This is a genomic window from Corynebacterium curieae (assembly GCF_027570035.1).
Lineage (GTDB): Bacteria > Actinomycetota > Actinomycetes > Mycobacteriales > Mycobacteriaceae > Corynebacterium > Corynebacterium curieae.
In genome coordinates this window covers 239,632-266,218 of the sequence record NZ_JAKMUU010000004.1, presented here as the reverse complement: position 1 = coordinate 266,218, position 26,587 = coordinate 239,632, and the positions used below count along the sequence as shown (strand labels likewise).

Below are 26,587 nucleotides of genomic sequence, written 5' to 3'. Positions count from 1 at the left end.
ATTGGGGCATGAGCCTGCGACCAGAGCATCCCGAAAACGATCTGACTTCCGATGCGGACTATGCCAACCTGCGCCGCCCGGAACCGCGGAGCTTTGATGAGCTGGCTGATGAACCGGATCCCTTAGAGGTTGCTGCCGCCAACCGCCGCTCTACCCGCCAGGCCATCTGGTACATGATCGGTGTTCTGGTTCTCTCCGCGCTTTATGGTTTCGCAGTCGCGCTCATCACTCGGCTCTCCGGCGGTCCCTTGTGTGAAAATGGCACCGCCGCGTGGCTCTGCACCGAAGGCCAGCGCACCTTCTTTAGCCTTACCACCCCGATCATTCCCTTCTTTGGCATGATTGGCTGCGCCGTTATCATGGTGCGCAAGCTGCACCGCTATCTGCGGTGGCGCAGTTGGATGGCCATTTTCTGGGTGATGGCCTGCAACTTTATGCTGTGGACCATCACTGATATCCAGCTTTTCCTCATGGACTCGGCTGCCGCATAGAATATCCCGCCCCATGATCCTTCTGCTTGATAACTACGATTCTTATACCTTCAATCTCGCCCACCTCATTGCGGAAGTAGCCGGCCGCGAGCCGCTCGTTGTTCCCGCCGGCGAAACAGAAAGGCTTTCCGAGCGCGTCCGTGCGGGCGAATTTTCTCACGTGGTGATTTCTCCTGGCCCGGGCACGCCAGAGAGGGAGCAGGATTTCGGTACTGCCCGGGACATTATTGCCGCCGCAGCGTCGGCCGAGATTCCAGTGCTGGGCGTATGCCTTGGCCATCAGGGGCTAGGCCTACTCGCTGGGGCCCGGGTGTCGCGTGCGCCGCGGCCGCGCCACGGTTTTGGCTCTACCATCAGCCACTCTGGCGAAGGCATCTTCGCCGGAATCCCGCAAGACTTCGAAGTGGTGCGCTACCACTCCCTGCACATAGAAGAGGCTCCCGGCATCACCGTCCATGCCCGCAGCGAGGATGGCGTCATACAAGCGCTCAAGGTCGATGGGCTGCCGCACTGGGGCGTGCAATTCCACCCCGAGTCGGTGCTCACGCACTACGGCAGGGACATTATGCGCAATTTTCTGGGCGGGTTCCGCCTGCTCCACCGCGAGGTGCCCGGCGCGGTGGACTGCCCGCGGGTCTTTGCCGCCCTGCGCGCCGAAGGCAACGATGCCTTCTTCCTTGACTCCGCGGATCCCCGCGGGCGCTATTCGATCCTCGGCGATACAGCGGGCGCGTTGAGTCGCTCTTTTCGCTACCGGCTTGGCGACGCCCCCGATATCCTCGCCCTCCTCGACCGCGAGCTCGCCACCCGCATCGACAATGCCCCAGACCTCCCCTTTACCGGCGGGGTCATCGGGTACCTAGGCTACGAATGCGCCCAGTTAACCCTGCCGATTGAGCTAAGCCACCGCTCTCCCTACCCAGATGCCTACTTTGTGCGGCCGCAGTCCTTTATCGTCTATGACCACCACACAGAAACCGCGCACCTGTGCTGCCTTGCCGGTGACGGCGCCGAGGAATTGCTTGAGCGTCTGGAAGCCGCCTTGGGCACGGAGGAACCACGGCCCACGGGGGAGGACGGTGGGGCGTCGCTAAGCGCGGGCTTCTGGCGCAGCCCCGGCTACCTGGAGCGGATTAAGCGCGCCCAAGAATTCCTGCACGCGGGCGAAAGCTACGAAGTCTGCCTGACCGATACCTACTCGGCCGCGGCCGAGGGGGAGCTCTATCCCCAACTGCGCGCGCACAATCCCGCTCCCTACGCCGCGCACCTCGTCTTCGACGGCGTGGAAGTATGCAGCGCCTCACCCGAGCGCTTCCTCACCGTGCGCGGCCGTAAGGTAGAGGCCAAGCCGATTAAGGGCACTATCTCGGCCGACCAGGATCCCGCGCTGCTGACCACGGACCCGAAGACACGCGCCGAAAACCTCATGATCGTCGACCTACTGCGCAATGACCTTTCCCGGGTATGCGAGCCCGGCAGCGTGCGCGTGCCCAAGTTGATGCAGGTAGAAAGCTATGCCACCGTCCATCAGTTGGTATCCACTATTACTGGGCAGCTGCGCACCGGTGCCACGGCGGTCGATGCCCTCCGCGCCACCTTCCCTCCCGGATCGATGACGGGCGCGCCGAAACTGCGCACCTGCGACATCATTGACCAACTCGAAACGGGCCCACGCGGCGTGTACTCCGGCGTGGTGGGCTACCTGGGGTTTGATGGGCAATCCGATCTCAGCGTGGTCATCCGCACGGCCGTGCGGGCGGCCGGTGAGATCACCATCGGCGCCGGCGGGGCCATCGTCCTGGATTCGGATCCGGCCGCCGAGCTAGAGGAGCGCAATCTCAAGACGCAATCCGTGTTGGGGGCGTGGCAATGAGCACCTACCTTTGGCGCGAAGGCCGCTTTATTCCAAGCCAACCCCACCCCGGCCCCTTTGACGTTGCGGATTCTTGGCGGATGCTTGGCAACGCCCACTCAAACGCCCTCCCCCTGCACCTCCAGCGCTTCGAGTCGGTGACCGGACCGCTTCCCGCCGGGTTCGTCCCCGCGATGCTTCAACTTTTCGGCCCCGACGATCTCTTTCCCCGTATTTCTCTTGCCTCTGGGCAGCTGCGCCTCGATATTCGCCCCGCACCCCCTGCGCGCCGAACCACCCGGCTGACCTATGTGCAAGCCGCCGACCCGCGCTCACAACCTTTAGTCAAGGGCCCTGATTTCCCAGCGCTGGCCCGCTACCGCACCGAGTACCAGGCTGATGGCACCGATGACACCGCCATCGTGGATGCCTCCGGTGCCATGACGGAGACCACCACCGGCGCGCTCGTCGCTTGGGATGGGGAGACGCTCATCCTCCACACTGGTCAGGCGCTGCCCAGCATCACCCTGCGCCAAGTCACTCAGCGCGCTGCGGACCTAGGTATGCATACCGAAACGCGCCCACTCACTCCAGAGCTCGCGGCGCAATTCCCCCTGTGGTTCCTCAACTCGCTCCACGGCATTAGCCCGGTCAGCGAACTACACGCCCCCACCGGCATCATCCATCCCCCGCACAGCCCGCATACCACCGCGTGGCAACAATGGTGGTGGGGCTGCTTCCGCAAGGAAACGGAGCGCGACTAGCTCTCCTGTTTAGCTAGGTGCGCTGCCACCTCGACGCAATCCGGCCGACCACAGTGTTGGGTCTCTACGTGCTGGATGCAGTCATCACAGATGAGTACCTGCTGGCGGCAGGTGTCTTCATTGATGCAATTGTGGAAGGTATTGGTGCCCTTACCGCAGTGCACGCAGTGGCCCAGCTGGATAAAGCCTGGGTCTTGGAGTCCTTGGCCAAATTCGTGGTGCATGCGCTTGTCAAAGACATACATGGAGCCTTCCCACAGCCCATCATTGCCGTACTTTTCGCCGTAGCGCACGATGCCGCCGTCGATTTGATAAACCTCTTTGAAGCCGCGGTTCTTCATCAACGAGGATAAGATTTCGCAACGAATGCCGCCGGTGCAATAAGACACCACCGGCTTATCCTTCATCCAGTCATACTTGCCGGATTCAATTTCCTCGATGAAGTCATGCGTGGTTTTCACATCGGGCACGACGGCATTTTTGAACTTGCCAATCTCTGCCTCCATGGCGTTGCGGCCGTCAAAGAAAACGACCTCCTCGCCACGCTCTTCTACCAGCTTATTTACCTCTTCCGGCTTGAGGTGCACACCGCCGCCGACGACGCCGTTTTCATCGACCTTCAGCTCGCCCGGCGCGCCAAAGGCCACGATTTCATCGCGCACCTTGACCGAAAGCCGTGGGAAGTCATCCGCGCCGCCCTCGGACCACTTGAACTGCATGCGCTTAAAGCCTGGGTATTCCTTGGTCTGGCGGACGTAGCGCTTGCAGGCTTCCATATCGCCGCCAACGGTGCCGTTGATGCCATGCTCGGAAATGAGGATGCGCCCCTTGAGCCCCAGGGACTCGCACAGGGTGCGCTGCCACAGCATGATTGCGGTGGGATCTTCGATGGGGGTAAAGCAGTAATATAGGAGAACTTTGCCAATAGTCACGCCCCAATCTTAGGCCCGCAGCTGTGCAGATCCCCAATCTTGTACCTTTCCTTTATATGACTGCGGCCCCTCCAGCACAGGCTGAAAGGGCCGAATCTTTAGCACGCGGGATCTAGCGCTTCTGGTACAGCGCCTTCTTGCGGGCAAAGACCGGATCCGAGGTCACGAGCACGCCCAGGTTGCGGAAGATTCCCTCATCCACAGAGCCCAGGATGGTGGTGGTGTGGACGTCGCAACCAGCAAGTTCCTTGATCTGCTCCAACGCCTTGCGGGCATTATCATCCTTCGCTGCAGATACAGACAAGGCGATGAGCACCTCGTCGGTGTGCAGGCGGGGATTCTTGGAACCTAGGTGTTTGGTCTTGAGCGTTTGAATCGGCTCGATGGATTCGGGCGAAAGCAGGTGGATATCATCATTGATACCCGCCAAGTGCTTTAGCGCGTTAAGCAGCATAGCTGCAGAACAACCCAGCAATGGCGAGGTACGGCCGGTGATCATGGTGCCGTCGTGCAGCTGCATAGCAGAGGCAGGCTCGCTGGTTTCTTCCGCACGCTGGCGAGCAGGCGCCACCACAGGGCGATCTTCTACCTTGATGCCGGCCTTGGCCATGACGACGGCGGCGCGCTCGGACTGCTCAGTCCCCAACCCTGCGCGGGCCTCTTCCACTTGGGCCTTGAAGTAGCGGCGGATGATTTCTTGCTGGGCGGCCGCGCTACACACGGCGTCGTCAGTAATGCAGAAGCCGGCCATGTTCACGCCCATATCCGTCGGCGACTGGTACGGGGTGGTGCCGGTGAGCTTTTCCAAAAGGGTGCGCAGCAGCGGGAATGCTTCCACGTCGCGGTTGTAGTTCACGGTGGACTCGCCGTGGGCGGATAAGTGGAAGTGGTCAATAATATTGGAATCATTAAGATCCACCGTGGCCGCCTCATAGGCCAGGTTCACGGGGTGCTCAAGGGGGAGATTCCAGATAGGGAAGGTTTCAAACTTGGCGTAGCCGGCATTATTGCCGCGCTGATGCTCGTGATAGACCTGCGAAAGCGCGGTAGCCAGTTTGCCGGAGCCAGGGCCCGGCGCGGTGACAACGACAAGGTCGCGGGAGGTCTCCGCGAACTCATTGCGGCCAAAGCCCTCTTCGGACACAATGAGGTCAGTATTGGTGGGGTATCCAGGGATAACGCGGTGGCGGGCCACCTTGAGGCCGAGGCGCTCCGCCTTGTCAATGAAGGCTTCGGCTTGGGAGTTGCCCTCCTCGAGCTGAGTCATGACGATGTTTTCTACCAAGAATCCGCGGCTGCGGAATACGTCCACGAGGCGTAGCAGGTCATCTTCGTAGAGGATGCCCAAGTCCGCGCGCACCTTCTGGCGGGAAATATCCTTCGCATTGATGCAAATGAGGATCTCTACGTCCTCTTTAATGCGCTCCAGCATCGCGATTTTATTGTCCGGGGTGAAGCCGGGCAGCACGCGAGAGGCATGCATATCGTCAAAAAGCTTGCCGCCCATCTCTAGGTAGAGTTTGCCGCCGATTTCCTCGCGGCGGGCGTGGATGTGCTTCGACTGCAGCTCAATGTATTTCTCGCGGTCAAAGCCGATTTTTTGCGTCATGATTTGAAAGCCTTCCCCTGAGTTAAATCATTCCGCATTTCGAGTTTACGCTAAAGGCAGCCAGCAAATAAGTGGGCTGGTTGAGCACCAGTTTGGCCGAAAAATCCTCCCGATTAGACTAGATCTCATGCCTGAAGGTCACGTTATCCACCGCCTAGCCCATAAATTCAACGCGAACTATCGCGGCATGCCGCTGCGCGTGACCAGCCCGCAGGGACGATTCGCGGAAGAATCGAAGATCCTCGACGGGGAGCGCATCGAGATGGCGGAGACCTACGGCAAGCACCTTTTTGTGCACTTTAACGCAGAAAACCCACGCCATATCCTCTATATCCATTTGGGGCTCATTGGAAAGCTGCGCTTCGAACCGCGGGAAGAGACTGCCGGCCAGATCCGAGTGCGCATCGATAATGGCACCGAGGCCGCTAACCTGCGCGGACCGCAGTTTTGCCGCCTGCTCACGGAAGAAGAGTATCGCACCCAGCTGGCCAAGGTGGGCCAAGATCCGCTGCGCGCGGACGCCGATGTGGAGGCTTTATGGGCCAAGGTACACAGGTCGCGGCGCAGCATTGGCTCGCTGATGATGGACCAGCACCTCTATGCCGGCGTGGGCAATATCTACCGCGCGGAAACCCTCTTTCGCCACGGTCTCTCCCCTTTCCTGCCTGGCCGTGAGGTTTCCCGTGAAACTTTTGACGCCACATGGGCGGACCTGGTGGATTTGATGGAGTACGGGGTGGAGCACGGCCGCATCGATACAGTACGCCCCGAGCACTCACCCGAGGCCATGGGCCGCGAACCGCGCAAGGACGACCACGGCGGGGAGGTCTACGTCTACCGCCGCGCCGGGTTGCCCTGCTATATCTGTGGCACTCCAGTAGCGGAAAAGGTCATGGAGGGACGCAACCTATTTTGGTGCCCCACCTGCCAACCTGCTCCTTAAAGGCCTATCCTGGCGGGCATGCGACATGCCTATAGCGTTGCTGCCGTCCGAGCAGCGGAGGACACTCTTCTAGCCCAGCAGAACCATGCCGATGCGCTCATGCGCCTAGCCGCTCGGGGTGTGGCCGCCACGGCCACGGCCATGCTTGCCCCAGGGCAGCGCGTGACTATTCTCGCTGGCCCGGGAGGAAACGGGGGCGATGGCCTCTACGCTGGCGCTTTCTTGGCGGAGGAAGGCTATTCAGTAGTGGCTATCCTCGCGGCAGATGCCGCACACGAACCCGCGCTGCAGGCTTTTACCGGGGCCGGCGGCACCGTGGCCGAGCATCTAGGGGAAGCCGACCTGCTTATCGACGCCGTCGCCGGCCTGGCCTCCACCCGCGGCCTTTCCGGCGCGCCGCTGCGAGCCTACGGCGAAGCCAAAAAGCGTGGTGTTCCGGTTCTAGCAGTGGACATCCCTTCCGGTATTAACGCCGATACCGGGTTGGCTGCAGCCGAGGCGGTGGAAGCAGACGTGACCATTAGCTTTGGTTGGGCCCGCGCCGGGCATATCTTTGCCCCGGAATGCGGCGCAGTAGTGCTGTGCGATCTGCTCTTGCCAGGTGCCCCGCGTTCCTTTGCAGAAGAGCTTTCTGCCGCCGCTAAACCAGTAGGCCATATTGCCAATGAACCCACCATCCCCCTGCCCTATCAGTGGCCATCTGAACCAGTCCTCACGGGGGAGCAGGGCGTGGTTACCGCCCCGAAGCCGGTAGGGTGCACGGGGCCCATTCTGGATCCGACGCCGGGGGCGAAAAGCACCAAGTACACCGGCGGGGTCACCGCCGTATGCGCTGGCAGCAGCGCCTATCCCGGCGCGGGAATCCTCGCTGCCACGGGCGCGGTGCGCGCCACGCCCTCGATGGTTCGCGTCGTGGGCAACGACTCCGTAACCACAAGCCTGCCCGAAGTAGTGCCCCATGCGAGCGCACAAGAAAAAGTCCACGCCCAAGCCTGGGTAATCGGCCCAGGGCGAGGCACCGACCCAGAAGCGGCCGCAGAGTTGCGTACCGTGCTAGAACGCGGCCTGCCCACGATTATCGACGCCGATGCGCTTACAGTGCTTTCGACCTATGGGGATCTACGCGAACTCGTACGCGTTCACCCCTGCGCCGTCCTGACTCCACATGCCGGGGAATTTGAGCGGCTGTATAAGGCCGCGCTCGGCCGCGAGCTCGATCTTTCAGAAGGGCTCGGAATACGCCTAAAGGAGCTTGCCTCTGCGCTCGACTGTTTTGTTCTGCACAAGGGCCGGATCACCACGGTCACGGCCCCCGGCCAGGACATTTATGGCATGAACGCTGGGCACTCCTACGCAGCCACCGCCGGATCCGGCGACGTGCTCTCCGGCATCCTCGGCGCGACGCTCGCGCAATTGGATATCGCTGAAGTAAGTGCGGAGGCGGTAATTATGGAAATCCTGCATGCCGCGGCCATACACCAGCATGCCGCCGCTATTGCCGCCCATACCCCGGACGGCTTTGGGATTTGCTCCGCCTCCCAGATTGCCGCAGCCGTGCCGCAGGCAATCGCACGGCTGCTCGCCATGCAGCGCTAGCTGAGCGCGGAAACCTTCTCCTGTTCAGAGACGTGACCGTCCTTGACCTCTACCACACGATCCGCAAAATTCAGCAAGGAGCGATCATGGGTTACTAGCATGGTGGCGGTCTTCATCTCTTGGGTGACATCGCGCAAAAGGCGGATGATCTCCTGCGAGAGGTGGGAATCGAGCGCGGAGGTAGGCTCATCGGCCAAGAGCAGGTCTGGCTGCTCCATCAGCGCGCGGGCGATATTGACGCGTTGGCGCTGGCCACCAGACATCTGGCCCATGCGGCGATTCCCCATGCCCGCTAGTCCCACAAACTCCAGCAGCTCATCGGCGCGCTGCGGGCGCAACTTGCGGCCGGCGATGTGGTCCATAATCAGCAGCTGGTCGCGCACATTGAGCGAGGACAGCAGGTTGGCCTGCTGGAAGATGATGGAGCGGGTGCCATCCACCTGCACGGAACCGGAATCCGGGGTGATAAGCCCGGCGGCGACGGAAAGCAGCGTGGACTTGCCGGAACCGGACTCACCCACGATGGCGGTCAGGGAATTGGATTCGGCGTTGAGGGAGGCATCGGCTAGCGCGGTAGTCGTTGTCTCACCGTCCTGGTAGGTCACGGTAGCGTTGCGGATATCAAGAATGGTGGACATATTAAGCATTTCCTCCAAGAGCATCGAGTGGGTTAGCTTTAGCTACGCGGCGGGTTGCGACGAGGGCACCGGCCATGCCGAGGACCCAGATACCAACGGCGGGTACGGCAATGGTGCGCAGGGAGACATCGAATGGCACGGTGCCGGAGGCAAGCGCACCGAGCGCCCAACCGATAACGGCGCCTGCAATGGTGCCGGCGGCCAAAATGATGGCCGCTTGCGCCAAGGCATCGCGCAGCAGGTAACGCACAGTGGCGCCGAGCGCACGCAGAATCGAAAGGTCGCGGGTGCGCTGGATGGTCCACACAGTCAAGAAGGCCACGGTGACTAGGGCGGAGATGCCGTACAAGAAGCCCTGCATGGTCAGCAGCGAACCGCGCTCAGACTGATAGGCCGCCAAGCCGGAGAAGGACTTGGACATCTTTACGGAGCCAGGAACCTCTTGCTTATATAGCGCTGCCGTACCAATCACGCCCTGCGGAGCGTGGCTGATGCGCTGCCAGGTTTCGGTAGATGCCCATACCACCTCGGAATGTGCATACATCGTCTCTGGGACGGTGCCCTCCACCGAGAAGTCGGTGCCGCCCAAGGTGACTGAATCAGTCTCGTCGATGGAATCCGACAGGAGCACGCCCTGCTCCGGAATAGACTTATCGGTTCCCGGAACCTGCGTGCCGGCCGGCAGGCTGAGAACGGCAATGCCGCCATGACCCTCCAGCTTGGTCTGGGCTGCGCCTAGAGGAATGCCATCGCTGGCGATATCGCCAGCGTGCATCTCGGATTCGCTGAAAGAAGGATCCTCGGTAGAAAAGGAAATATATGGATAATCCTCTTCCAAGGCCTCCAGCGCAGAGGTATTTTGCTTGGAAAGGCCTTCCGTCAGGCCGGAGAGCATCACGAGTAGAAGGGTAATGAGCGCAACCGTGCCGCCGATGAGCGCGAAGCGGCCGCGCGCTGTGGTGATTTCTCTGATTGCTAGGAACATACTTCTATATTTGCTTTGCGCAGGTCAGAAGTAATCGGCCAGCTCGCTGAACCTCCACTCAACCAAGTGGTTGATTCACTGTCCACCCGTGCGCGGATATCCTGGGTGGTTGTGTTTAGAGGACAGAAATTATGGGTCTATGGCCTGCACGCCATGTTCGCGTTTCTGCTGGTCTTCGGCGTGGCGCGCGCCTATGTGGATGGCCGGCTCGACGCCCGGGTTATCGGCTTAGCCATCGCCCTCGCCGTGGTGTACGCCGCACAACGTTGGCTGCCCACATGGTTATGGCTAGGCGGGCTATGCCTGCTGTGGCTGGGCCTGATGGTCCATGCGCAGGATTTCATGTGGTTGGAATTCCCGCTTATTTTTGTCTTTTTGCGCGCTTTGCCCACCGTGCCCGGGCTGATCTCCATCGCCGTGCTGTGGGCAGCGGCTGCGTTCATCCCCGCCTGGCTGCACCCAGAAGGTTGGTCCATCGCTGCGGCCGTGGGACCGCTTATCGGCACCGCCTTTGCGGCAACGGTCTTTTTCATCCAGCGGCGGCTGCAAGCAGAAGCGGCGCACCACAGGGACATCGCCAAGCAGCTGCGCGAAACCCAAGCCGAGCTGGCCGCCAGCGAGCACCAAGCCGGCCGGCTGGAGGAGCGCGAGCGCCTCTCCCGCGAGATCCATGACACCGTCGCGCAAGGCCTTAGCTCCATTTTGTTACTCTCCCGCGCGGCCCGCGGCACCGATGATCCCCGCACCAAAGAAGAGCAGCTGGCGGTCATCGAGGATGTCGCGAGCGAGAATCTGGCCGAGGCCCGCCGCTTTGTCCGCGAACTCGCTGGCCCCGATGAGCGACTGGAAACCCAGCTCACTTCCCTGCTGTCCCAGATGCGCAGCCGCGTGAAGGCTTTGGGGGAAGAAACCACCTTCGAACTGGTGGTATCTGGAAGCGGCAAGGTACCCGGCCGAATCAAAGAGGTCATCGTACGCGCTGCGCAGGAAGGACTCAATAACGTCATCAAACACGCCCATGCCTCGCGCGCGGTGGTCACGCTCGGCCTCTTCGAGGATGCGGTGACCTTGGACGTCGTTGATAATGGATGCGGCGTATCCGCCTCCCCTAGTACCGGCGAGAAGGACCACGGATTCGGGCTCGCGGGCCTGCGCACCCGTGTGGAGCGTGTAGGTGGCACCATGAACCTAGAATCTAGCGATGGCACTGCCTTAGCCGTCCGTATCCCCCTGAAGGAGCGAAGCAATGGTTAATGTCATGCTAATCGACGATCACCCAGTGGTCCGCGCCGGTCTGCGCGCTATCCTCAATACCTTCTCCGATGTCGAGGTAGTCATGGAAGGTTCCACCGGTGCTGATGTGGATAAGCTCTTTACTGATGACGCCCCGCAGGTAGACGCCGTGGTCTGCGATATCCAGATGCCCGGCATGGATGGCATCGCAGCCACCAAGCGTGTGGTGGAGGCCGGCGGCCCACCGGTGCTCATCCTGACTACCTATGACACGCAGGCCGATATTCTCGCCGCCGTGGAGGCCGGCGCAATGGGCTATCTGCTCAAGGATTCCCCGGAGCAGGCGCTGCACGAGGCCGTCCTCAATACCGCCGCGCACCGCCGCACCTTGGCGCCGGAGGTGGTAGATCTCCTCGCCCAACGTGTGGGCCGGCCGCAAGAATCGCTCTCCACCCGCGAGCTAGAAATCCTGCGGGCGCTTTCCAGCGGTTCCTCCAATAAGGAACTAGCCAAGCAGCTATTCATTTCTGAAGCCACGGTAAAAACCCACCTCATCCACATTTTTCAAAAGTTGGGCGTGGAAACCCGCACCGCTGCGGTCACCGTGGCGCGCGAGCGAAAGCTCATTTAATGCTGGACTGCATAGTCATCGGCGCCGGCCAGGCGGGCCTTGCGGTGGGTTATTACCTGCGCAAAAAGGGCCTAGATTTTGTCATTCTGGATGCAGAGCCCGGCCCCGGCGCGGCCTGGCGCCATACCTGGCCCTCACTCACGCTTTTTAGCAATTCCGCCTCCTCCAACCTGCCTGGGTGGCCCATGCCCCACCACGATGGCTTTCCGCCAGCTAGCCACGTTATTGATTATTTTGCACGCTATGAACAGCGCTATGAGCTGCCCATTCGCCGGCCAGTCAAAGTGGATAAGGTCGACCATGATGGCTCGTGCTTTCACGTCTTCGCCGGCAAAGAGCATCTGGCCTCGCGCACGGTCGTGGCGGCCACAGGCACGTGGTCTGCGCCCTTTATCCCCTACTACCCCGGCGACTTTGCCGGTAGGCAATGGCATTCAGCCTTCTACCCCGGCCCCGAGGCCTTTGTTGGCTCCACCGTGGCGGTCGTGGGCGCAGCAAATTCCGGCGCCCAGATCTCGGCCGAGCTCCTTCTCTCCGGCGTGAAGACAACCTGGTATACCCGCAACTCCCCGCGGTGGATGCCCGACGACGTTGACGGCCGCGTGCTCTTTCAGCGCAATCGCGCCCGCCTCAACGCCATGCTCCGCGGCAAACCAGACCCCGGCGCGGATACCAATCTGGGCGATATCGTAATGGTCCCACCGGTCCTACGCGCACGGGATTCCGAGCTTTTGCAGGCCACCCCGATGTTTACTTCTCTTGATGAAGTCAACACAGATCACCTCATTTGGTGCACCGGTTTCCGTCCCGCGCTCCGCCCCATTCGCCGGCTACTCGACGGCACCTCCCCCACCGTCGACGGCCTTTTCCTCGTGGGCTATGGCACTTGGACCGGTCCAGGCTCCGCAACCATTACTGGCGTTAGCCCCTTTGCCAAGCAGGCAGCGCAGGACGTCGCGAATATATGTGACTAAAGCAATAGGTTAGTCCCAGCTAATTCGACTAAACTGCCTTTTGGCAGGTAGTGCGACACGATTTGGGAAAGCTGGTTTATACATGTCTGCCTGGGATCTCTACGATGACCTCATCGATGCCATTCCCCGTGACATTACGGTCTCCCGCGCCGCCCAAGGCCCACGGTGGACCCGCATATTCACCGAAAGCCCTAGCTGCGGTATGGCAATGACGATGTCAGCCACCTCCCGCCCAGCCCAGATGCGCGCCGAGTATTCCGGGGTTCCCCTACGCGCCATCGCACAGTTAGCTAAGAGTTGGAATTTCTCGGAGGCTTCCTTTGGCATGGCCGCGCTGAATTCCTATTACGCCACGCCCTCCGTGGCAGATTCGCATGGCTTTACGCTTGCCGACGCCCCTTGGCCCCACATCTTCGATCCCTTCCGCGAGGCCGTCGCTGGAAAGAAGGTCGCGGTCATTGGCCACTTCCCTTTTGCGCCCAAGGCGCTCACCCAAGCGGCGGATTTTTATATGCTGGAGCGTTCGCTCAATGAGGGCGACTACCCCGATTCCGCTGCCGAGTACATACTGCCCGAGTGCGATTATGTCTTCATTACCGGGTCCGCCTTTGTGAATAAGACCGCTCCCCGCCTACTGGAGCTCTCCCGCGATGCCTTTAATGTCATCCTAGGCCCCACTACCCCACTGGCCCCGGTACTCGTTGAGGATTACGGGGTATCACAAGTCACCGGAATGCTCCCCACGTCTCCCCTCGCTATGTTCGAGGGCTTGAGCGGCACCGATGCAGCCACCGCCATGTTCGAATGGGGTCACCGAGCGGAATTATCCGCCTAAGAACGCGCCTCCAAAATCGCCTCGCATGCCGCTGCATAGATCTCTGCTAGCTCGTCTACGGTTTTCTCCCGCAAATAGGGAACGAGAATCACGTTGCGGGTAGTTGCGACGCCAACCAGCATGGCGCCGATATAGGGAATGCGTTGCCGTTTTTCTGGCGTATTGAAAACCGTTGAACCCAATTTAGATTGGGACACCAGCTCCAAAAACTGCTCGTCCATATAGTGCCTCAAAACTCCGGCGGCATGAGAGGAGCCCACTCCAGCGCGCAAAACCGCCTTCAACCGCGAGCCCATGTTTTCTGCTTCCCAAAGCCTTAAGTACTGGGCAATAAAGCCTTCTAGGTCTGCAACGTCTTCTAATTGCCCTGGAAGTTCTTGCAGGCTAGAGACGACTGCGCCAAATAGGCCTTGTTTGTTTTTGAAGTAGTGCATCACTAACGCGGGGTCTACCTCGGCTTCTGCTGCCACACTCCGAATTGTTGTGGCTTCAAAGCCTACGTCGCCAAAGCGCGTACATGCTGCAGACAGAATTCTCTCTCGAGTCTCCTCATTTCGAGGCCGACGCCCTGCAATTTTGTTTTCCATGACGGCTATTTTACCGCTACCCAATCGAGAATTTTCAACACCTGTTGAATTTCAACAGGTGTTGAATTAGCATGTTCAACGTCCGTTGAATTACGGTTAACGGACTCCCCGTACGAACCGAAAGCAGGTACCCCATGCAAAACGCAAAGAAGGCGCTAACCGTCGGGATTCTCGCCCCCTTAGCGCTCACGCTCTTCCTTCTAGCCTTCCTCTGGCCGATGGCTACGATGGAACCCCGCGATATTTCCACCGCTGTTGTTGGCGAGCCGCAGCAAGTTACACAGATACAAAACGCTCTCGATGAGAAGAAACCCGGCTTACTTAAGACACAGCCCGCCGCGGATCGAGCCGAAGCTGAACGGCTCATTCAACAACGTGAGGTATCAGGTGCAATCGTCCTTGGCCAAGAGCCCGAGGTTCTTTTCACTTCGGCAGCGGGCTTGCCCCAGGCGAATATCATCAAAAACCTGTCACAGCCATTGAGTGAGATGGCAAACCACCAAGCCAAGGCCGCCGCTCAAGCTAAGGGTCTTCCTGAGAGCAAAGTTCCCTCCGTTGAGGTCAAAGCAACAGATGTAGCCCCCTTGGATAGCCGGGATCCACAAGGAACGGGCATCAACGTCTCTATCCTGCCCGTTGCTATCGGCGGCATGATCGGCGCGGCACTGATCTCCTTCACATTGCAGAAAAACACCCAACGCCTGCTCGCTTTCGCTGTATACGCACCGCTCGGAGGCCTCCTCGTTTCCTGGGTCTTTAGCGGGGTATTCGATCTGCTGCCGGCTGGCTTCTGGACTTCAGCGGGCGTGTTTACTCTTGGCATCGCCGCCTCCTCATCCTTCATTGTTGGACTCCGTGCCTTGTTCGGAACTGCAGGGTTTGGGCTCGGCGCACTTGCCATAATGCTGATTGGCAACCCCTTAGCCGGAACGATGGCCCCCAAGGAATTCATTGCCAAACCATGGGGAGCCGTAGGTCAGTTCTTCCCTAATGCGGCCACCGCTTCCCTAACCCGCTCGGCAAACTACTTCCCCATCGCTTCGATTAGCGCCGAAGTATGGATTCTCCTGGCCTGGATTGCGGTTGGCCTTTGCGCCTTAACGGCAGGCATTGTTAAAGAGCGCAAGCAGTCTCAGCATGAAAGTCCGGCTCCAGAGGATCCCAACCAGCTGCAACCGGCCTAGGGCTCACCGCTCACCGCCCTACCCCAGCGCGTGCGGGCGTCCACTCGTCTAGCTTCTAGACAACGATCCCTGCAATAACGGCAACCAGTAAAGCACCCAAGCCCAACGCTGCCAGCCACCCGATTACTCGTACGGTTCGTAGCTGCGCTTTCGCGCTGCTGCGGCTTACTAGGAACGCGCCCAAAGACGCGCCAAGCGTATTGAAAACCAAGTCATCAACATCGCTGAAACCCAATGAGAATATGTACTGGGCGATTTCAATGCCTAGGCTGAGCATCATCCCTAAAAGGATGGTGCCGCCGCGTCCGAAGCGGACGCGCCGCGAATTTTGTCCCATCACCACCAAGCAGGCACCCAGCGGCATAAAGAGGAAAACATTACCCAAAGTATTGGTCCACGGACCCCACCACGGATGAGGGTTATTAAACCCGTTAAACATCTGCAAATCTAGGCTGCGGCGTGCGTGCGCTGACGCATCGACCACACCGGGGATATCTATGAAAGGCTTGCCCACCGTAGCTACTGCAATAGCCACCATGACAACCACGCAGGCTACGGCTGCACTGCGCCACAGCGTGCGCTTAGCTGGCATGCCACGCGCACCAATCTGGCGCGAGGCGCGGGTAGGCATCGTGGTCATCGTCATGTTGTTCAAATTAACAAGCGAGCCTGAAAATTCTCCGTGAGATTCGCTGTTAAATGTCTGCATCACATTTAACGTACGATGGTGAGCATGAGCACTCTACTAGTTACTCGCAACGAAGATAAATCCGTTACGACCTCCTTTGAAGAGGGAGAGTTCCTCGGCGAGGGCGACCTTACCGTCGATGTGTCTTATTCTTCGCTGAACTACAAGGACGCCATGGCGATTGCCGGCGATCGTGGCGTCATGCGCACCAGCCCGCTGGTTCCGGGCATCGACGTGGTCGGCACCGTTGCCGAATCCAGCGTGGAACGCCTCCCAGTTGGCACCCTAGTAGCTTCCTTCGGTGATGGCCTAGGCGAGTTTCGCCACGGTGGCTACACCCCAAAGCAGTGTGTGAATTCCCAGGCGACCGTCGCGCTGCCAGCAGACTTCACCGCAGAACAGGCGGCCGCCGTGGGAACCGCAGGTTACACAGCCGCCCTGTGTGTTAACTCCCTGCGCGGACTTCCCGATGGCCCCGTCCTGGTCACCGGCGCCACCGGTGGCGTGGGCTCCATCGCCGTGAATCTGCTGTCCAATGCCGGTTACGAGGTTCACGCGATGACCGGCCGCCCGGATGACTATTCCCAGTACCTCCACGAGCTTGGTGCCCATACCATTGTGGACCGCGCCGAATTTGCTGAGGCCGGAAAGCCCCTGCAGAAGGCAACGTATGCCGGTGCGGTTGATACCTCCGGCTCCCACGTCTTGGCAAATGTATTGGCCCGCACTGTGTGGGGCGGCACCGTCGCCTCTACCGGTATGGCCGCCGGTCCAGACCTGCCCACCACCGTCTTGCCGTTCATTCTGCGCAACGTACACCTTGCCGGCGTCAACTCTGTAGACGCCCCATTGCACTACCGCCAGAACGCTTGGCAACTGCTCGCACGCAAGCTGGACCGGTCCATCCTTGAGTCCCTGACCAATACGATTCCATTGTCGGACGTCGTCGAAGAATCCAAGTCCCTCCTCGAGGGCACCCACCACGGACGCACCGTTCTTAAGATTTCCTAGATCCCGCCTAGCCAATCTTGTAAGGCACCTGCTGTTATGGCGGGTGCCTTTTTACATGCACCGGTCAGCGCGGACAGCTAGCTTTCCGAAGCCCCGCTTTTAGCAACCCCTCTCAACAATTTACGGGAGATCCTGCCCAAAGTATGTAGGTCCTCGTCACTAAGGGTGCCCACTACTATTTCATCGACTGCGGCGGTATGGCGCGCGATGGCTGCACTGAAAGCGGCACTTCCCTTTTCCGTCACTGTGACTTCAATAGCTCGAGTTCCCAACTCCGGCGCGTCCCGCCTGGAAACCAATTTTCGGGACTCCATGCGCAACAGCTGACGATGCAATCGCGACTTCTCCCACCCGAGCTCCACCGCCAATTCATGCGGTCTCGTATGAATTTTTCGACGACGCTGCAACACCGCCAAAACCGCGTAGTCCGCTTCACTCAGGTTAGAGCCGCTCTGGAGCTGTCCAGACAGCCGCGCATGCAACGCCTCTTGCATGGCGACAAAGTCGCCCCATGCTGCACTCTGCTCCAAGCGCATCGCGTCCTCCTAGAGTCGGTTGTATTTAACAGTTTATACAGCAAGGTTGATCTAGCAACTCATCGTTGCCATATGGGTTGATATGACAACTCCTACTACTTCCCTGCGGGGTGGGTATACATAGACAACAATTTCATCAGCCAACATATTTGGCTAGAAAACATATTTTGTTTCCTTTTGTATAGCTATCTCTAGAGATATTCCACTATGTAGAACGGGATAGTCTTAGGTTAGAAATTGAATGGGTGATGAGGTTTGCCGATTAAAGTTGGCCCGCAAGGGCACTAAGCGCGACCGGCCAAATGGAGCGAAGCGTTTAGAATTGCGGTCATGGATAAGCTATTTGGCACGTGCGGATTCGACTTTTTAGATATAGATGAACTCATTGCGGAGCTGCCGACAGAACACGAACTGTGGGATGCGCCAGGATTCGATCGGGTGATTTTCTACGCGGACCCGTCCGGCATGGCGGTCACAGGGATGGAATACGAAGGGGAATGGGCTGCTGTTCCTTCGTATCGCGGTGGGGAAGAGACGCCGGGGACCATATACCGGGCAACGCCCTATATCGGCATTGTAGAAACGGGGGATTTGCGGTTCGCGGCCCTTACGGATGCACCGTTTGCGCTGCCGGCGGGCAACCCGGTCGGCGGAGAAAAGCTAGAGGGGACATTGCGGCCGACGGTGGCGGCGTTGAATTACGAAGTAGGGGAGCCAGAGGAGTTTTCCTTCACTTCGCCCGCTACCGAACGCTTTTACCGGAACTTAAAGCCCAGCATGTTGAACCCGCAGGTGGAGGTGGCGGGGACTATTGGGGGCGTCGCCAAGCACAGCAACGAGCTAGGCATGGGGGAGTTTTGGGTATGCGACCTCGACGGCCTACCGCTGATTGTGAACGAAAAGCTGGAGGTCGGCCAAGGAATCCGGGCGCACGGCATTGCGCTGTGCGCCACGGAATTTTGGGACTAGATTTACCCTCTACTTGACCACGAGGTTGACCATCCGGCCAGGGACGTAGATCTTCTTGACTACGTTCTTAGCGTTGGTCAGCTCGGCAATCTTGGCATCGGCGAGGGCAACCTCGAAGACCGCATCCTGGTCAGCATCAGCAGCTACGTTGATGCGGGCCTTTACCTTGCCGTTGATCTGCACCGGCACCTCGATCTCATCGTCTACCAGGTACTTTTCCTCAAAGGTGGGGAAAGGCTGGTAGGTGATGGTCTCGTCATGTCCAAAGCGCTGCCACAGCTCCTCCGCGATGTGCGGGGCGATGGGGGAGACCAACTGTGCAATCGGCTCTATGGCGGCGCGCGGGGCCTGGGCGCGGTAGGTCTTAGTCAGGTAATTGACGTACTCGATGAGCTTGGCCACAACGGTATTCAGCCGCAGGTTCTCGTAATCATCGCGCACGCCCGCAATGGTGCGGTGGAGCTGTTTGAGATCGTCCTCGCTCAATTCGGCGTCGGTAGTAGCCAGCTCGCCGGTATCCTCATTGACGGCCAGGCGCCACAGGCGCTGCAGGAAGCGTTGGGAACCTACGACGTCCTTGGTAGCCCACGGGCGGGAGGTATCCAGCGGGCCCATGGACATCTCATAAACGCGCAGGGTATCGGCACCGAAGTCGCGGCAGATATCGTCCGGGGCCACGGCATTCTTGAGCGACTTGCCCATCTTGCCGTACTCCTGCTTGACCTCTTCGCCGTTGTAGTAGAACTTGCCATCTTTTTCTTCTACTTCAGCGGCCGGCACGTACACACCGCGGGAATCCGTGTAGGCATAGGCCTGAATATAACCCTGGTTGTACAGGCGGCGGTAGGGCTCCTGAGAGCTGACAAAGCCCAGGTCAAAGAGCACCTTATGCCAGAAGCGGGAGTAGAGCAGGTGCAGCACGGCGTGCTCGACGCCGCCGACGTACAGGTCTACGCCGCCAGGGTCCTGCGGGCCATGCTGGTCTGGGCGTGGGCCGGTCCAGTAGCGCTCATTCTCTAAATCGCAGAATGCATTGTCGTTGCGGGGATCGATGTAGCGCAACTGGTACCAGGAAGAACCCGCCCATTGCGGCATGACATTGGTATCCCGGAAGTAGGTCTGGGGGCCGTCACCAAGGTCCAGCTCTACCTCGACCCAATCACGCACCTTAGCCAGTGGTGGCTGTGGCTCGGTGTCCTTATCCTCCGGATCGAAGGACACGGGCTTATAGTCCTCTACCTCCGGCAGCTCCACCGGCAGCATGGATTCCGGCAGGGCGTGAGCGAAGCCATCTTGGTCATAGACGATGGGGAAGGGCTCGCCCCAGTAACGCTGGCGGGCAAAGAGCCAATCGCGCAGCTTGTACTGCACCTTTTCGCGTCCGAACCCATCCTTCTCCAGCCATTCGATGGCCTTGGCAATGGCCTCGGCCTTATTTAGACCGTTAAGGTCTAGGCCCTTGTCATTGGCGGAATTGACCAGCGCGCCGTCCTCGGTCCAGGCTTCTTCCTCTACGTTTCCGCCAGAGACAACCTCCGTGATGGGCAGGCCGAAGGTCTTAGCAAACTCGTAGTCACGGGTATCGTGCGCTGGAACGGCCATAATGGCACCGGTGCCGTAGCCGGTCAGCACATAGTCCGCGATGAAGATCGGCACCTTCTTGCCGGAAACTGGATTGGTGGCATAGGTGCCGAGGAAGACACCGGTCTTTTCCTTATTTTCTTGGCGCTCTAGATCAGACTTGGCGGCAATATCGGTGCGGTAGGACTCCACGGCCTCCTTCGGATCATCGTGGCCGTAGGTCCAACGCTCATCCACGTCATCGTCATAGGGGATGGGGGAGAGGAGGGCGTCGACAAGCTCATGCTCTGGGGCCAGCACCACGTACTCGGCGCCGAAGAGGGTATCCGGGCGGGTAGTGAAGACCTCGATCTCGTAGCCTTCAGCTGGGAAGGAGACCTCTGCGCCTCGGGAACGCCCAATCCAATTGCGCTGCATGGACTTAACCTTCTCCGGCCAATCCAAAAGCTCTAGATCATCGAGCAGGCGATCGGAATAGGCCGTAATGCGCATCATCCATTGGGACAAGTTCTTGCGGAAGACAGGGAAATTGCCGCGCTCGGACTTGCCCTCCGCGGTGACCTCCTCGTTTGCCAGCACGGTGCCCAAGCCTGGGCACCAATTCACCGTGGAATTAGACAGGTACACCAAGCGGAACTCATCGATAGCCGCGGCCTTTTCCTCTTCGGTAAGGACCTCGTAATAGCGGCCGTCCTTGGTGGTGCGCTTATTGGCCTCCAGCTCTTTGATGAGCTCCGCAATTGGGCGCGCCTTTTGCTGCTCCTCATCGAACCAAGAGTTATAAATCTGCAGGAAAATCCATTGGGTCCACTTGAAAAATTCCGGGTCGGTGGATTCCACGGAGCGGCGCGGATCGTGCCCCAAGCCCAACATCCCCAGCTGGCGGCGCATGTTTTCAATATTTGCTTCAGTGGTGGTGCGTGGGTGGGTACCGGTCTGAATGGCGTACTGCTCGGCTGGCAAGCCAAAGGCATCGTAGCCCAAGGTGTGCAGCACGTTCTTGCCCAGCATACGGTTATAGCGGGCATAGGTATCGGTAGCGATATAACCTAGGGGGTGTCCCACGTGCAGGCCCGCACCGGACGGGTAAGGGAACATATCCTGCACATTGAGCTTTTCCTTAGGCAGCTCGCCCTCACTGGTGGCGAGCTCGCCTACCGGATTCGGGGCATTAAAGGTGCCATTGTCTTTCCAGTACTGCTGCCAGGTCTTCTCGATCTGGTTCGCCAGCTCCGGGGTATAGCGGTACGAAGTGGAATCGCTCTGGGTAGTCATAGTCACACAGTGTAATAGCCGCATCCCTGCGCGGGGTAGTTCCCTATGCTTTCCGCGTTCCCCTTCACAAGCGCACCTATTTTTTAGCCGGAAGAGCTCCGGCTTTTGGAGTCATTTCCCCCGCTCGCAGCCAAAATGCAGATCTGCATGAAAATGATCTAGGCTGGGGTAAATGAGCCAGGAGAAGTTTCGCAGTCAGCTTTCATCTTTTGCAGACGCAGCGGTATTTCAGGGGATTCCGCACCTGCGCCTCTCCCCAGCTACCCACACTCTGGAGCTGTACCTGCCAGCCGTAACCGCAGGTTATGAGCCAGAAGATCCCCAGTGGACCGTGTCTTCTCAGCTGCTCGATGGTAGCGAAGACACCCGCAAATTCTACTATGTGGAGGGCGAGGAGCCCGGGCTGTGGATCAGCATGCCGAGCCCCTTCAGCCACCTCAGTGTCTCCTTTGAGGAGCACACCTTGGAGTTTGCCGGCGTGGCCAATGGCGGCCTGCTGCTGGATTCCACCCATCTGCCGGTCGATACCACCGCAGCGGTATCTAAGGGCTCGTATACCTTCATCGCCCCCACTGGTACCGAAATCGCCAAGGCTAAAGCTGGTGAAGCTCGCCCGCACGGCGCGTGGGAAGGTTGGTCCATCCTCCCGCTAGAGGTGAGCCAGTCTTTCACCGTGGAGGTTCCGCGCCAGGAGCCTGCCACTATCAAGGTCTCCGGCAGCCCCGACTTTGCCTGGGATATGGCCGTCAAGTCTCTGCCCAATGCCCACGGGCTGGATGGCGAGCTGGTCTATACCCAGTCGCCGCGGGTCATCGCCAATACCGAACTCAGCATGGAGCTGACCTACGTCCCTATTGGTGGGGAAGAGGAGGCCGTGCTGGAGGACGAGCTACCGGAGGGCATTCATGAGGTGCTCCCAGCAGACACCTTTGAAGATCCCTGGGTAGGGCGCTACCGCTTCACCTTGTACAAGGACGAGGAACTGGTGGATATCCAGTACCTCAACTTCGCAGAATCACTGCACATGCGCGCGAAGAACGAGGGTCCGCGCGGCACTAATTTCCGCTTTATCGACGCCCTGGGCAACCTTTCGCCGTTTAGCTATGCCTTGGCTTCTGCACCGGGCAAGTCCATCCAGATGGAAAAGGGCCAGCGCGTCTTTGGTGAGGATGAGAGCGTGCGCGAAGAGACCATCGGCAGCGAGGCTGGCTATGAGCTGACCTTCCAGGTGGAACCGGCGACGATTCGTACCCGCGTCAAGCGTACCGCGGCCGAACCCGTGGATTATCTGGATAAACAGGTCATTCTGGCAGACCAGCTCGATGCCGATGCACTTTTCACAATCCACTCGCCAGAGCCGCTTCCACTGGCGAAGTTCGTGGTTATTGATAAGAACCAAAAGATTAGAGACCTTGTCACCGCGAATGGCTCCACGGAAGCAGCCACCAGCCTATCGGTACCAAACCGCGCGCTGAAGTCTGCGCTGACAAAAAAGACCTCGCTGGAGCTTTACCTCCTGTGGTCCACGCTGTCCTATGAGGAGTACCTAAAGGGCCTGCCGGAGAAGGAGCGCGCAGCGCACCAAAAGCGCAGCGTAGAGCGTCGCGTCATGGAGTATGAGGCCACTGCGGCTAGCGACCTCATCTATGCCGCCATCGCCACCGTGCGCAAGGCACCGTTGGTTTCCCGCGCGACCATTGAGGCCGGCATCCTCGTCCCCGAGCAGCCGCACGAGGAAGAGGTAGAGCTGCTGGCTTGGGCTTGGCCACTGGGCAATCCCGCGGGCGAGCCGCTGCCGCTGGAGCCCACTGAGGACGGCTTTGAACTGCCCGAGGAGCTGCTGGACGCCGGCCATCTCATCGTGGACTTCCGCGAGGATGAGCCGGCCAGCGACTTGGCCGCACCGCAGTATCCGCCGGCCAGCGCACTCATCATCTTCCAAGACGGTGAGACCGAAAACTCTGAGGGAATGTGGCCCACCTACGCGGCCATGCGCCGCCTTGCGCCGAAGACCAAGGAGACCTTTGAGGCACTCATCAAGGATATTGAGGCCGACCCGCGCGCCAGCATGGATGCACTCATGGCCGCGGATTTTGAGCCGGGCCAGCGCATGCGCGCCTTTGTCCGCACCGGATTGGTCTCCCGCAGCTTCCGCGGCGAAGAACCAGCCAGTGAGCCTTCCTCGCTACTAGCCGCGCTTGCCGATGCCGCCCATGACTACGTCGAAGCACACGGCTCCGCCTCGCTTGCGCGCGTGCCGTCCACTGGGGTCGATGATGTCACCCGCCCGATGCTGCTGATGAGCGCCACGGGCGAAGCTCCCACGCCGTCGACGGAAAGTGATCAGCTCTGCGATGATGCCCACCGCATTGCCGCGCTACGTGAGTGCTTTGCCAACGACCTTGCCCTCACCCGCCTAGGCACCATCTCCAAGCTGCGCAGCACCGCCATGCAGCTGCGGGTAACGCTGCAACAGTTGGGCGTCGATAAGTCCGTCCTGCACACCCTGCTCGCGCTTGATGCCTTTGGCGATGGCAATGCGGAGTTCGGCGATTCCGCGTGGATACCGTTTATTTCCTATGTCTTCGCCATCACGGCACGCGGCGTGGCCAATGGGAAGCTGGCTGACCCTGCTTTCGCCGCCACGCTTGACGACGCCCTCCCGCAGCTTGCCGAGGCCGTCTCACTCGCCCCGCAGCTGTTTTATCGCGATATTCTCACCGCAGAGGCGCTGACGCTGAACTAGAGTGGCAGGCATGCAGGTCATCTCCACCAATGTCGCCGTCCGCCGGCCGGACCCGAGCGGGCGGCATGAGTTTTCGGGCATTGACAAAAAGCCCCAAGACTTCATTGATGTAGCAGCACCCGGACCCGATTATGGCGATGGCTCCGGCGTGCACGGCGATATTATTGGTGACGCCCAACATCACGGTGGCAACGATAAGGCCGTCTACGCCTACTCCCGCGAGGAACTCGACTACTGGCAATCCGAGCTCTCGCGCCCGCTGGCATCCGGCTGCTTTGGTGAAAACCTCACCACACAGGGCATCGATCTCTCCGCTTTGCTCATCAACCAATGCCTTCGCATCGGCACCGCTGTACTTGAAGTGTCTGTGCCCCGCCAACCGTGTGCCACCTTTGCCGGCTGGCTAGGCGAGCGCGGCTGGCTCAAACGCTGGACCGCGCGCGGCGACTGCGGCACCTACCTGCGCATCATTTCCCCCGGCCGCATCCGCCCCGGCGATGCCATCGAACTAGATGCCCCGCCCAGCCACGACATCACCATGCGCATGGCGTTTGCCGCCAAAATGGGCGATCGTGCCCTTGCCCAGCGCGTTATTGATGCCGGCTGCCTGCCCGCTCACCAGCAAAATAGGCTTCGTACTTAACCGCAGAGTCGCTGATAATCTGCCATTACGCCACGCGTGAGCTTGCCTGATCTTGGACTAATCAGACCCGCTAGAGCACGCACCCTCGATATCAGCAATGCTGACAAAATCTCCGCCCAGCCCGCGTTCTAGTTGCTAGATCATCGGTATCTTTCTCCAAAGCAGCGGGTAGCACTCCTCAACTTTGCGGCGTGAGATGTTTGTTTCTCCGCGAATAGACTCCGGAGCTGACAAACTACTGCCAACGTTCATCCTGTGGCCATTAGCCGCCTACTCTATGTCCAGAACCGAAGGCTCTGTCACGGTTTTAGCTCAGCGCAGAAGCCGGCGATCGTCTTGCTGATAGTCGTTTGGCCCCAGCCACAGTATCCGAATGGTTCGCTCCAACAACCAAGGTAAAAGCAAACCAAAAGCACGTCAGCTTCTATAGCTGACGTGCTTTCGCTTAGGCCGGGGAGTAGGAGAGCGGTTGAATATTAAACGTTGTCATATTCCAAGTGGTGGCTCTTAGCCTTGGGAAGACGGCCGTGGACGAAGAAGTAGTAGGCGGCCGCGATGACGATCAGCCCGGCCAGGATTCGGTACATCGCCCCGAATCCGGTGGCACTAACAATGGGCCCCAGTCCAAAGGGGGCGGCGCCGATTCCAAAATCCATCAACAGGAACATGGTGGAAATACCCGCGCCCATCTGCGTAGCGGGCACGGAACGCACCGAAATGGCCTGACAGGCTGGGCTCAATGTGCCGTAGCCCAAGCCGGTGAAAGCGCCGGCGGCAACCAACATGGCATCGTTCGTAGGAAAGCCCATAATTAGAAGGGCAATGGCAAAGGAACCCAGCCCGAGGTACATAACCGCGTTATCGCCGTGGTGATCCTGGATGCGACCGAGGACGAAACGCATAATGAGCATCACTAGGGCGTAGGCAATGAAAAAGAGCCCAGCACCGGTAGCGAGGTCTTCCTTGCGCGCATAGGCATTGAGGTAAGTAACCACGCCAGAGTAGGCGATACCCACAAGAAGCATAAATACACCGATGGGAACGACGTCAGGGTGTATGGCATTGCGCAACCTGAACGATGGCTTCTCCTCGCCGGCAGGCTCAGCTGGGTAGCGCAGGATAAGGGCCAGCGCCAAAGAGACAATATTAGCGGCCAGCGCAGCACTAAACAGTGTGTTGTAGCCGATGTTATTAGCCAAGAAGAGGCCGATTGCTGGGCCAAACGCAGTAGCCAGGGTAGTGCCCAATGCGAAGTAGCCGGTGCCCTCCGCACGGCGCTCATGCGGGATGACGGATTGCGCAACTGCCATGAGCGCGGTAGAGGTCAAAGCATAGCCCGCACCGTGCAACATACGCACGATAATTAAGACCGCAACATTATGCGCAAAAAAATACGCCACAGCAACAACTGTGACGAAGACCAAAGAGGTCAGGGCTGCCTTCTTGTGGCCCACACGATCCACGATCCAGCCTGAGAACACGCGCATGCAGGTAGCTCCCAAAACGAAGGCACTGGAAGCAAAGCCGCCGACTGTATCCGATGCCCCAAAGCTTTCTACCGCATAGAGGGCCATGGTGGTCACGGACAAATAAAAGACCAAGAACTGACAAAAATTGGCCACCCACGCTAAGGCGAACGTGGGAGTCAGCAGCCGCGGTTTACCCGCCGCAGATTCAGTAGACGTCATAAACTCACTCCAAATAACAAAAAGAAAATTCCCTCTCCCCGTGCCGGCAAAAGCCCCGCAACGTGGACGAAGGAAATACAAATTAAATTATTCGGTGAGGAACTATACGCTTCGGCGGCTTCAAAAGTTAATCAAAAGGCTCTAAAGCGCTTTGTCGACGCCGAGTTTTTGCGGCTGGCCGCAATCACACAAGGCC

Annotated in this window: 23 protein-coding genes; 14 read left to right on the top strand and 9 right to left on the bottom strand. The window is 59.4% G+C overall.

Translation table 11 applies throughout. From position 1 onward, the window contains the following. Nucleotides 1-8: 8 nt before the first annotated feature. Genes L8V01_RS08840 through L8V01_RS08830 form a run of 3 tightly spaced genes read left to right on the top strand, consistent with a single transcriptional unit; the run spans nucleotide 9 to nucleotide 3,107 of the window. On the top strand, nucleotides 9-491 hold the full coding sequence (locus L8V01_RS08840; RefSeq protein ID WP_269946700.1) for a hypothetical protein: 483 nt from the start codon (nucleotides 9-11) through the stop codon (nucleotides 489-491). Nucleotides 492-504: 13 nt separating this feature from the next. Continuing rightward, nucleotides 505-2,364, top strand: a complete 1,860-nt coding sequence (locus L8V01_RS08835; protein ID WP_269946699.1) for a chorismate-binding protein — start codon at nucleotides 505-507, stop codon at nucleotides 2,362-2,364. Then, nucleotides 2,361-3,107, top strand: a complete 747-nt coding sequence (locus L8V01_RS08830) for an aminotransferase class IV (protein WP_269946698.1) — start codon at nucleotides 2,361-2,363, stop codon at nucleotides 3,105-3,107. The genes L8V01_RS08835 and L8V01_RS08830 overlap by 4 nt, the downstream gene beginning before the upstream one ends. Here L8V01_RS08830 and trhO read toward each other — a convergent pair. Continuing rightward, on the bottom strand, nucleotides 3,104-4,039 hold the full coding sequence (gene trhO / locus L8V01_RS08825) for an oxygen-dependent tRNA uridine(34) hydroxylase TrhO (protein WP_269946697.1): 936 nt from the start codon (nucleotides 4,037-4,039) through the stop codon (nucleotides 3,104-3,106). The two genes, L8V01_RS08830 and trhO, sit on opposite strands and share 4 nt — an antisense overlap. 112 nt (nucleotides 4,040-4,151) lie before the next feature. Beyond that, on the bottom strand, nucleotides 4,152-5,648 hold the full coding sequence (locus L8V01_RS08820) for a DUF1846 domain-containing protein (protein WP_269946696.1): 1,497 nt from the start codon (nucleotides 5,646-5,648) through the stop codon (nucleotides 4,152-4,154). Nucleotides 5,649-5,775: 127 nt separating this feature from the next. Between L8V01_RS08820 and L8V01_RS08815 the strand changes: the two genes are divergently transcribed. Next, a complete protein-coding gene (locus tag L8V01_RS08815; RefSeq protein ID WP_269946695.1) occupies nucleotides 5,776-6,591 on the top strand; it encodes an Fpg/Nei family DNA glycosylase in 816 nt (271 codons plus the stop codon). An 18-nt stretch (nucleotides 6,592-6,609) separates the two neighbouring features. Further along, nucleotides 6,610-8,187, top strand: coding sequence for a bifunctional ADP-dependent NAD(P)H-hydrate dehydratase/NAD(P)H-hydrate epimerase (locus tag L8V01_RS08810; RefSeq protein WP_269946694.1), 1,578 nt, complete (start codon nucleotides 6,610-6,612; stop codon nucleotides 8,185-8,187). Here the strand turns inward: L8V01_RS08810 and L8V01_RS08805 are convergent. Together L8V01_RS08805 and L8V01_RS08800 are read right to left on the bottom strand one after the other, a co-directional pair. Beyond that, nucleotides 8,184-8,825 carry an ABC transporter ATP-binding protein gene (locus tag L8V01_RS08805; RefSeq protein WP_269946693.1) on the bottom strand — a complete coding sequence of 214 codons (642 nt, stop codon included), beginning with the start codon at nucleotides 8,823-8,825 and terminating at the stop codon, nucleotides 8,184-8,186. The two genes, L8V01_RS08810 and L8V01_RS08805, sit on opposite strands and share 4 nt — an antisense overlap. A 1-nt stretch (nucleotide 8,826) precedes the next feature. Beyond that, complete coding sequence (locus L8V01_RS08800; protein ID WP_269946692.1) at nucleotides 8,827-9,810, bottom strand: ABC transporter permease; 984 nt, start codon at nucleotides 9,808-9,810, stop codon at nucleotides 8,827-8,829. Between the two features lie 105 nt (nucleotides 9,811-9,915). Here L8V01_RS08800 and L8V01_RS08795 point away from each other — a divergent pair, with 105 nt between their 5' ends. The 4 genes from L8V01_RS08795 to L8V01_RS08780 all read left to right on the top strand — a co-directional run bounded on the left by L8V01_RS08795 (nucleotide 9,916) and on the right by L8V01_RS08780 (nucleotide 13,483). Continuing rightward, nucleotides 9,916-11,064 carry a sensor histidine kinase gene (locus L8V01_RS08795; RefSeq protein ID WP_150850584.1) on the top strand — a complete coding sequence of 383 codons (1,149 nt, stop codon included), beginning with the start codon at nucleotides 9,916-9,918 and terminating at the stop codon, nucleotides 11,062-11,064. Then, complete coding sequence (locus L8V01_RS08790) at nucleotides 11,057-11,674, top strand: response regulator (protein ID WP_150850579.1); 618 nt, start codon at nucleotides 11,057-11,059, stop codon at nucleotides 11,672-11,674. Before L8V01_RS08795 ends, L8V01_RS08790 begins: the two co-directional genes overlap by 8 nt. Continuing rightward, nucleotides 11,674-12,648: an NAD(P)-binding domain-containing protein gene (locus L8V01_RS08785; RefSeq protein ID WP_049359162.1), complete on the top strand. Its 975-nt coding sequence runs from the start codon at nucleotides 11,674-11,676 to the stop codon at nucleotides 12,646-12,648. The genes L8V01_RS08790 and L8V01_RS08785 overlap by 1 nt, the downstream gene beginning before the upstream one ends. Nucleotides 12,649-12,730: 82 nt before the next feature. Further along, on the top strand, nucleotides 12,731-13,483 hold the full coding sequence (locus tag L8V01_RS08780) for a DUF364 domain-containing protein (RefSeq protein WP_049359161.1): 753 nt from the start codon (nucleotides 12,731-12,733) through the stop codon (nucleotides 13,481-13,483). Here the strand turns inward: L8V01_RS08780 and L8V01_RS08775 are convergent. Continuing rightward, complete coding sequence (locus L8V01_RS08775; RefSeq protein ID WP_269946691.1) at nucleotides 13,480-14,070, bottom strand: TetR/AcrR family transcriptional regulator; 591 nt, start codon at nucleotides 14,068-14,070, stop codon at nucleotides 13,480-13,482. The two genes, L8V01_RS08780 and L8V01_RS08775, sit on opposite strands and share 4 nt — an antisense overlap. Nucleotides 14,071-14,204: 134 nt before the next feature. Here L8V01_RS08775 and L8V01_RS08770 point away from each other — a divergent pair, with 134 nt between their 5' ends. Then, nucleotides 14,205-15,254 carry an ABC transporter permease gene (locus L8V01_RS08770; RefSeq protein WP_269946690.1) on the top strand — a complete coding sequence of 350 codons (1,050 nt, stop codon included), beginning with the start codon at nucleotides 14,205-14,207 and terminating at the stop codon, nucleotides 15,252-15,254. 55 nt (nucleotides 15,255-15,309) lie between these two features. Here the strand turns inward: L8V01_RS08770 and L8V01_RS08765 are convergent, their stop codons facing one another. Next, nucleotides 15,310-15,900, bottom strand: coding sequence for a VanZ family protein (locus tag L8V01_RS08765; RefSeq protein ID WP_239659018.1), 591 nt, complete (start codon nucleotides 15,898-15,900; stop codon nucleotides 15,310-15,312). Nucleotides 15,901-15,978: 78 nt separating this feature from the next. On the opposite strand from L8V01_RS08765, the gene L8V01_RS08760 reads away from it, so the two are divergent. After that, nucleotides 15,979-16,953: an MDR family oxidoreductase gene (locus L8V01_RS08760; RefSeq protein WP_080971180.1), complete on the top strand. Its 975-nt coding sequence runs from the start codon at nucleotides 15,979-15,981 to the stop codon at nucleotides 16,951-16,953. A 77-nt stretch (nucleotides 16,954-17,030) separates the two neighbouring features. Here L8V01_RS08760 and L8V01_RS08755 read toward each other — a convergent pair whose 3' ends face one another. Beyond that, the gene (locus L8V01_RS08755) at nucleotides 17,031-17,489 is read right to left on the bottom strand and encodes a MarR family winged helix-turn-helix transcriptional regulator (RefSeq protein ID WP_269946689.1); all 459 of its coding nucleotides are present in this window, start codon (nucleotides 17,487-17,489) and stop codon (nucleotides 17,031-17,033) included. Nucleotides 17,490-17,819: 330 nt separating this feature from the next. Here L8V01_RS08755 and L8V01_RS08750 point away from each other — a divergent pair, with 330 nt between their 5' ends. After that, nucleotides 17,820-18,458 (top strand): hypothetical protein, encoded by a 639-nt coding sequence (locus tag L8V01_RS08750; protein ID WP_049359148.1) that lies wholly within the window; start codon nucleotides 17,820-17,822, stop codon nucleotides 18,456-18,458. Between the two features lie 9 nt (nucleotides 18,459-18,467). Here the strand turns inward: L8V01_RS08750 and leuS are convergent, their stop codons facing one another. Beyond that, nucleotides 18,468-21,314, bottom strand: a complete 2,847-nt coding sequence (leuS, locus tag L8V01_RS08745; RefSeq protein WP_269946688.1) for a leucine--tRNA ligase — start codon at nucleotides 21,312-21,314, stop codon at nucleotides 18,468-18,470. Nucleotides 21,315-21,486: 172 nt separating this feature from the next. On the opposite strand from leuS, the gene L8V01_RS08740 reads away from it, so the two are divergent. Next, nucleotides 21,487-24,060, top strand: a complete 2,574-nt coding sequence (locus L8V01_RS08740) for a hypothetical protein (protein ID WP_269946687.1) — start codon at nucleotides 21,487-21,489, stop codon at nucleotides 24,058-24,060. 10 nt (nucleotides 24,061-24,070) lie between these two features. Further along, nucleotides 24,071-24,703, top strand: a complete 633-nt coding sequence (locus tag L8V01_RS08735) for an MOSC domain-containing protein (protein WP_269946686.1) — start codon at nucleotides 24,071-24,073, stop codon at nucleotides 24,701-24,703. A gap of 476 nt (nucleotides 24,704-25,179) precedes the next feature. Here the strand turns inward: L8V01_RS08735 and L8V01_RS08730 are convergent, their stop codons facing one another. Continuing rightward, complete coding sequence (locus L8V01_RS08730; RefSeq protein WP_269946685.1) at nucleotides 25,180-26,391, bottom strand: MFS transporter; 1,212 nt, start codon at nucleotides 26,389-26,391, stop codon at nucleotides 25,180-25,182. Nucleotides 26,392-26,587: the final 196 nt, after the last annotated feature.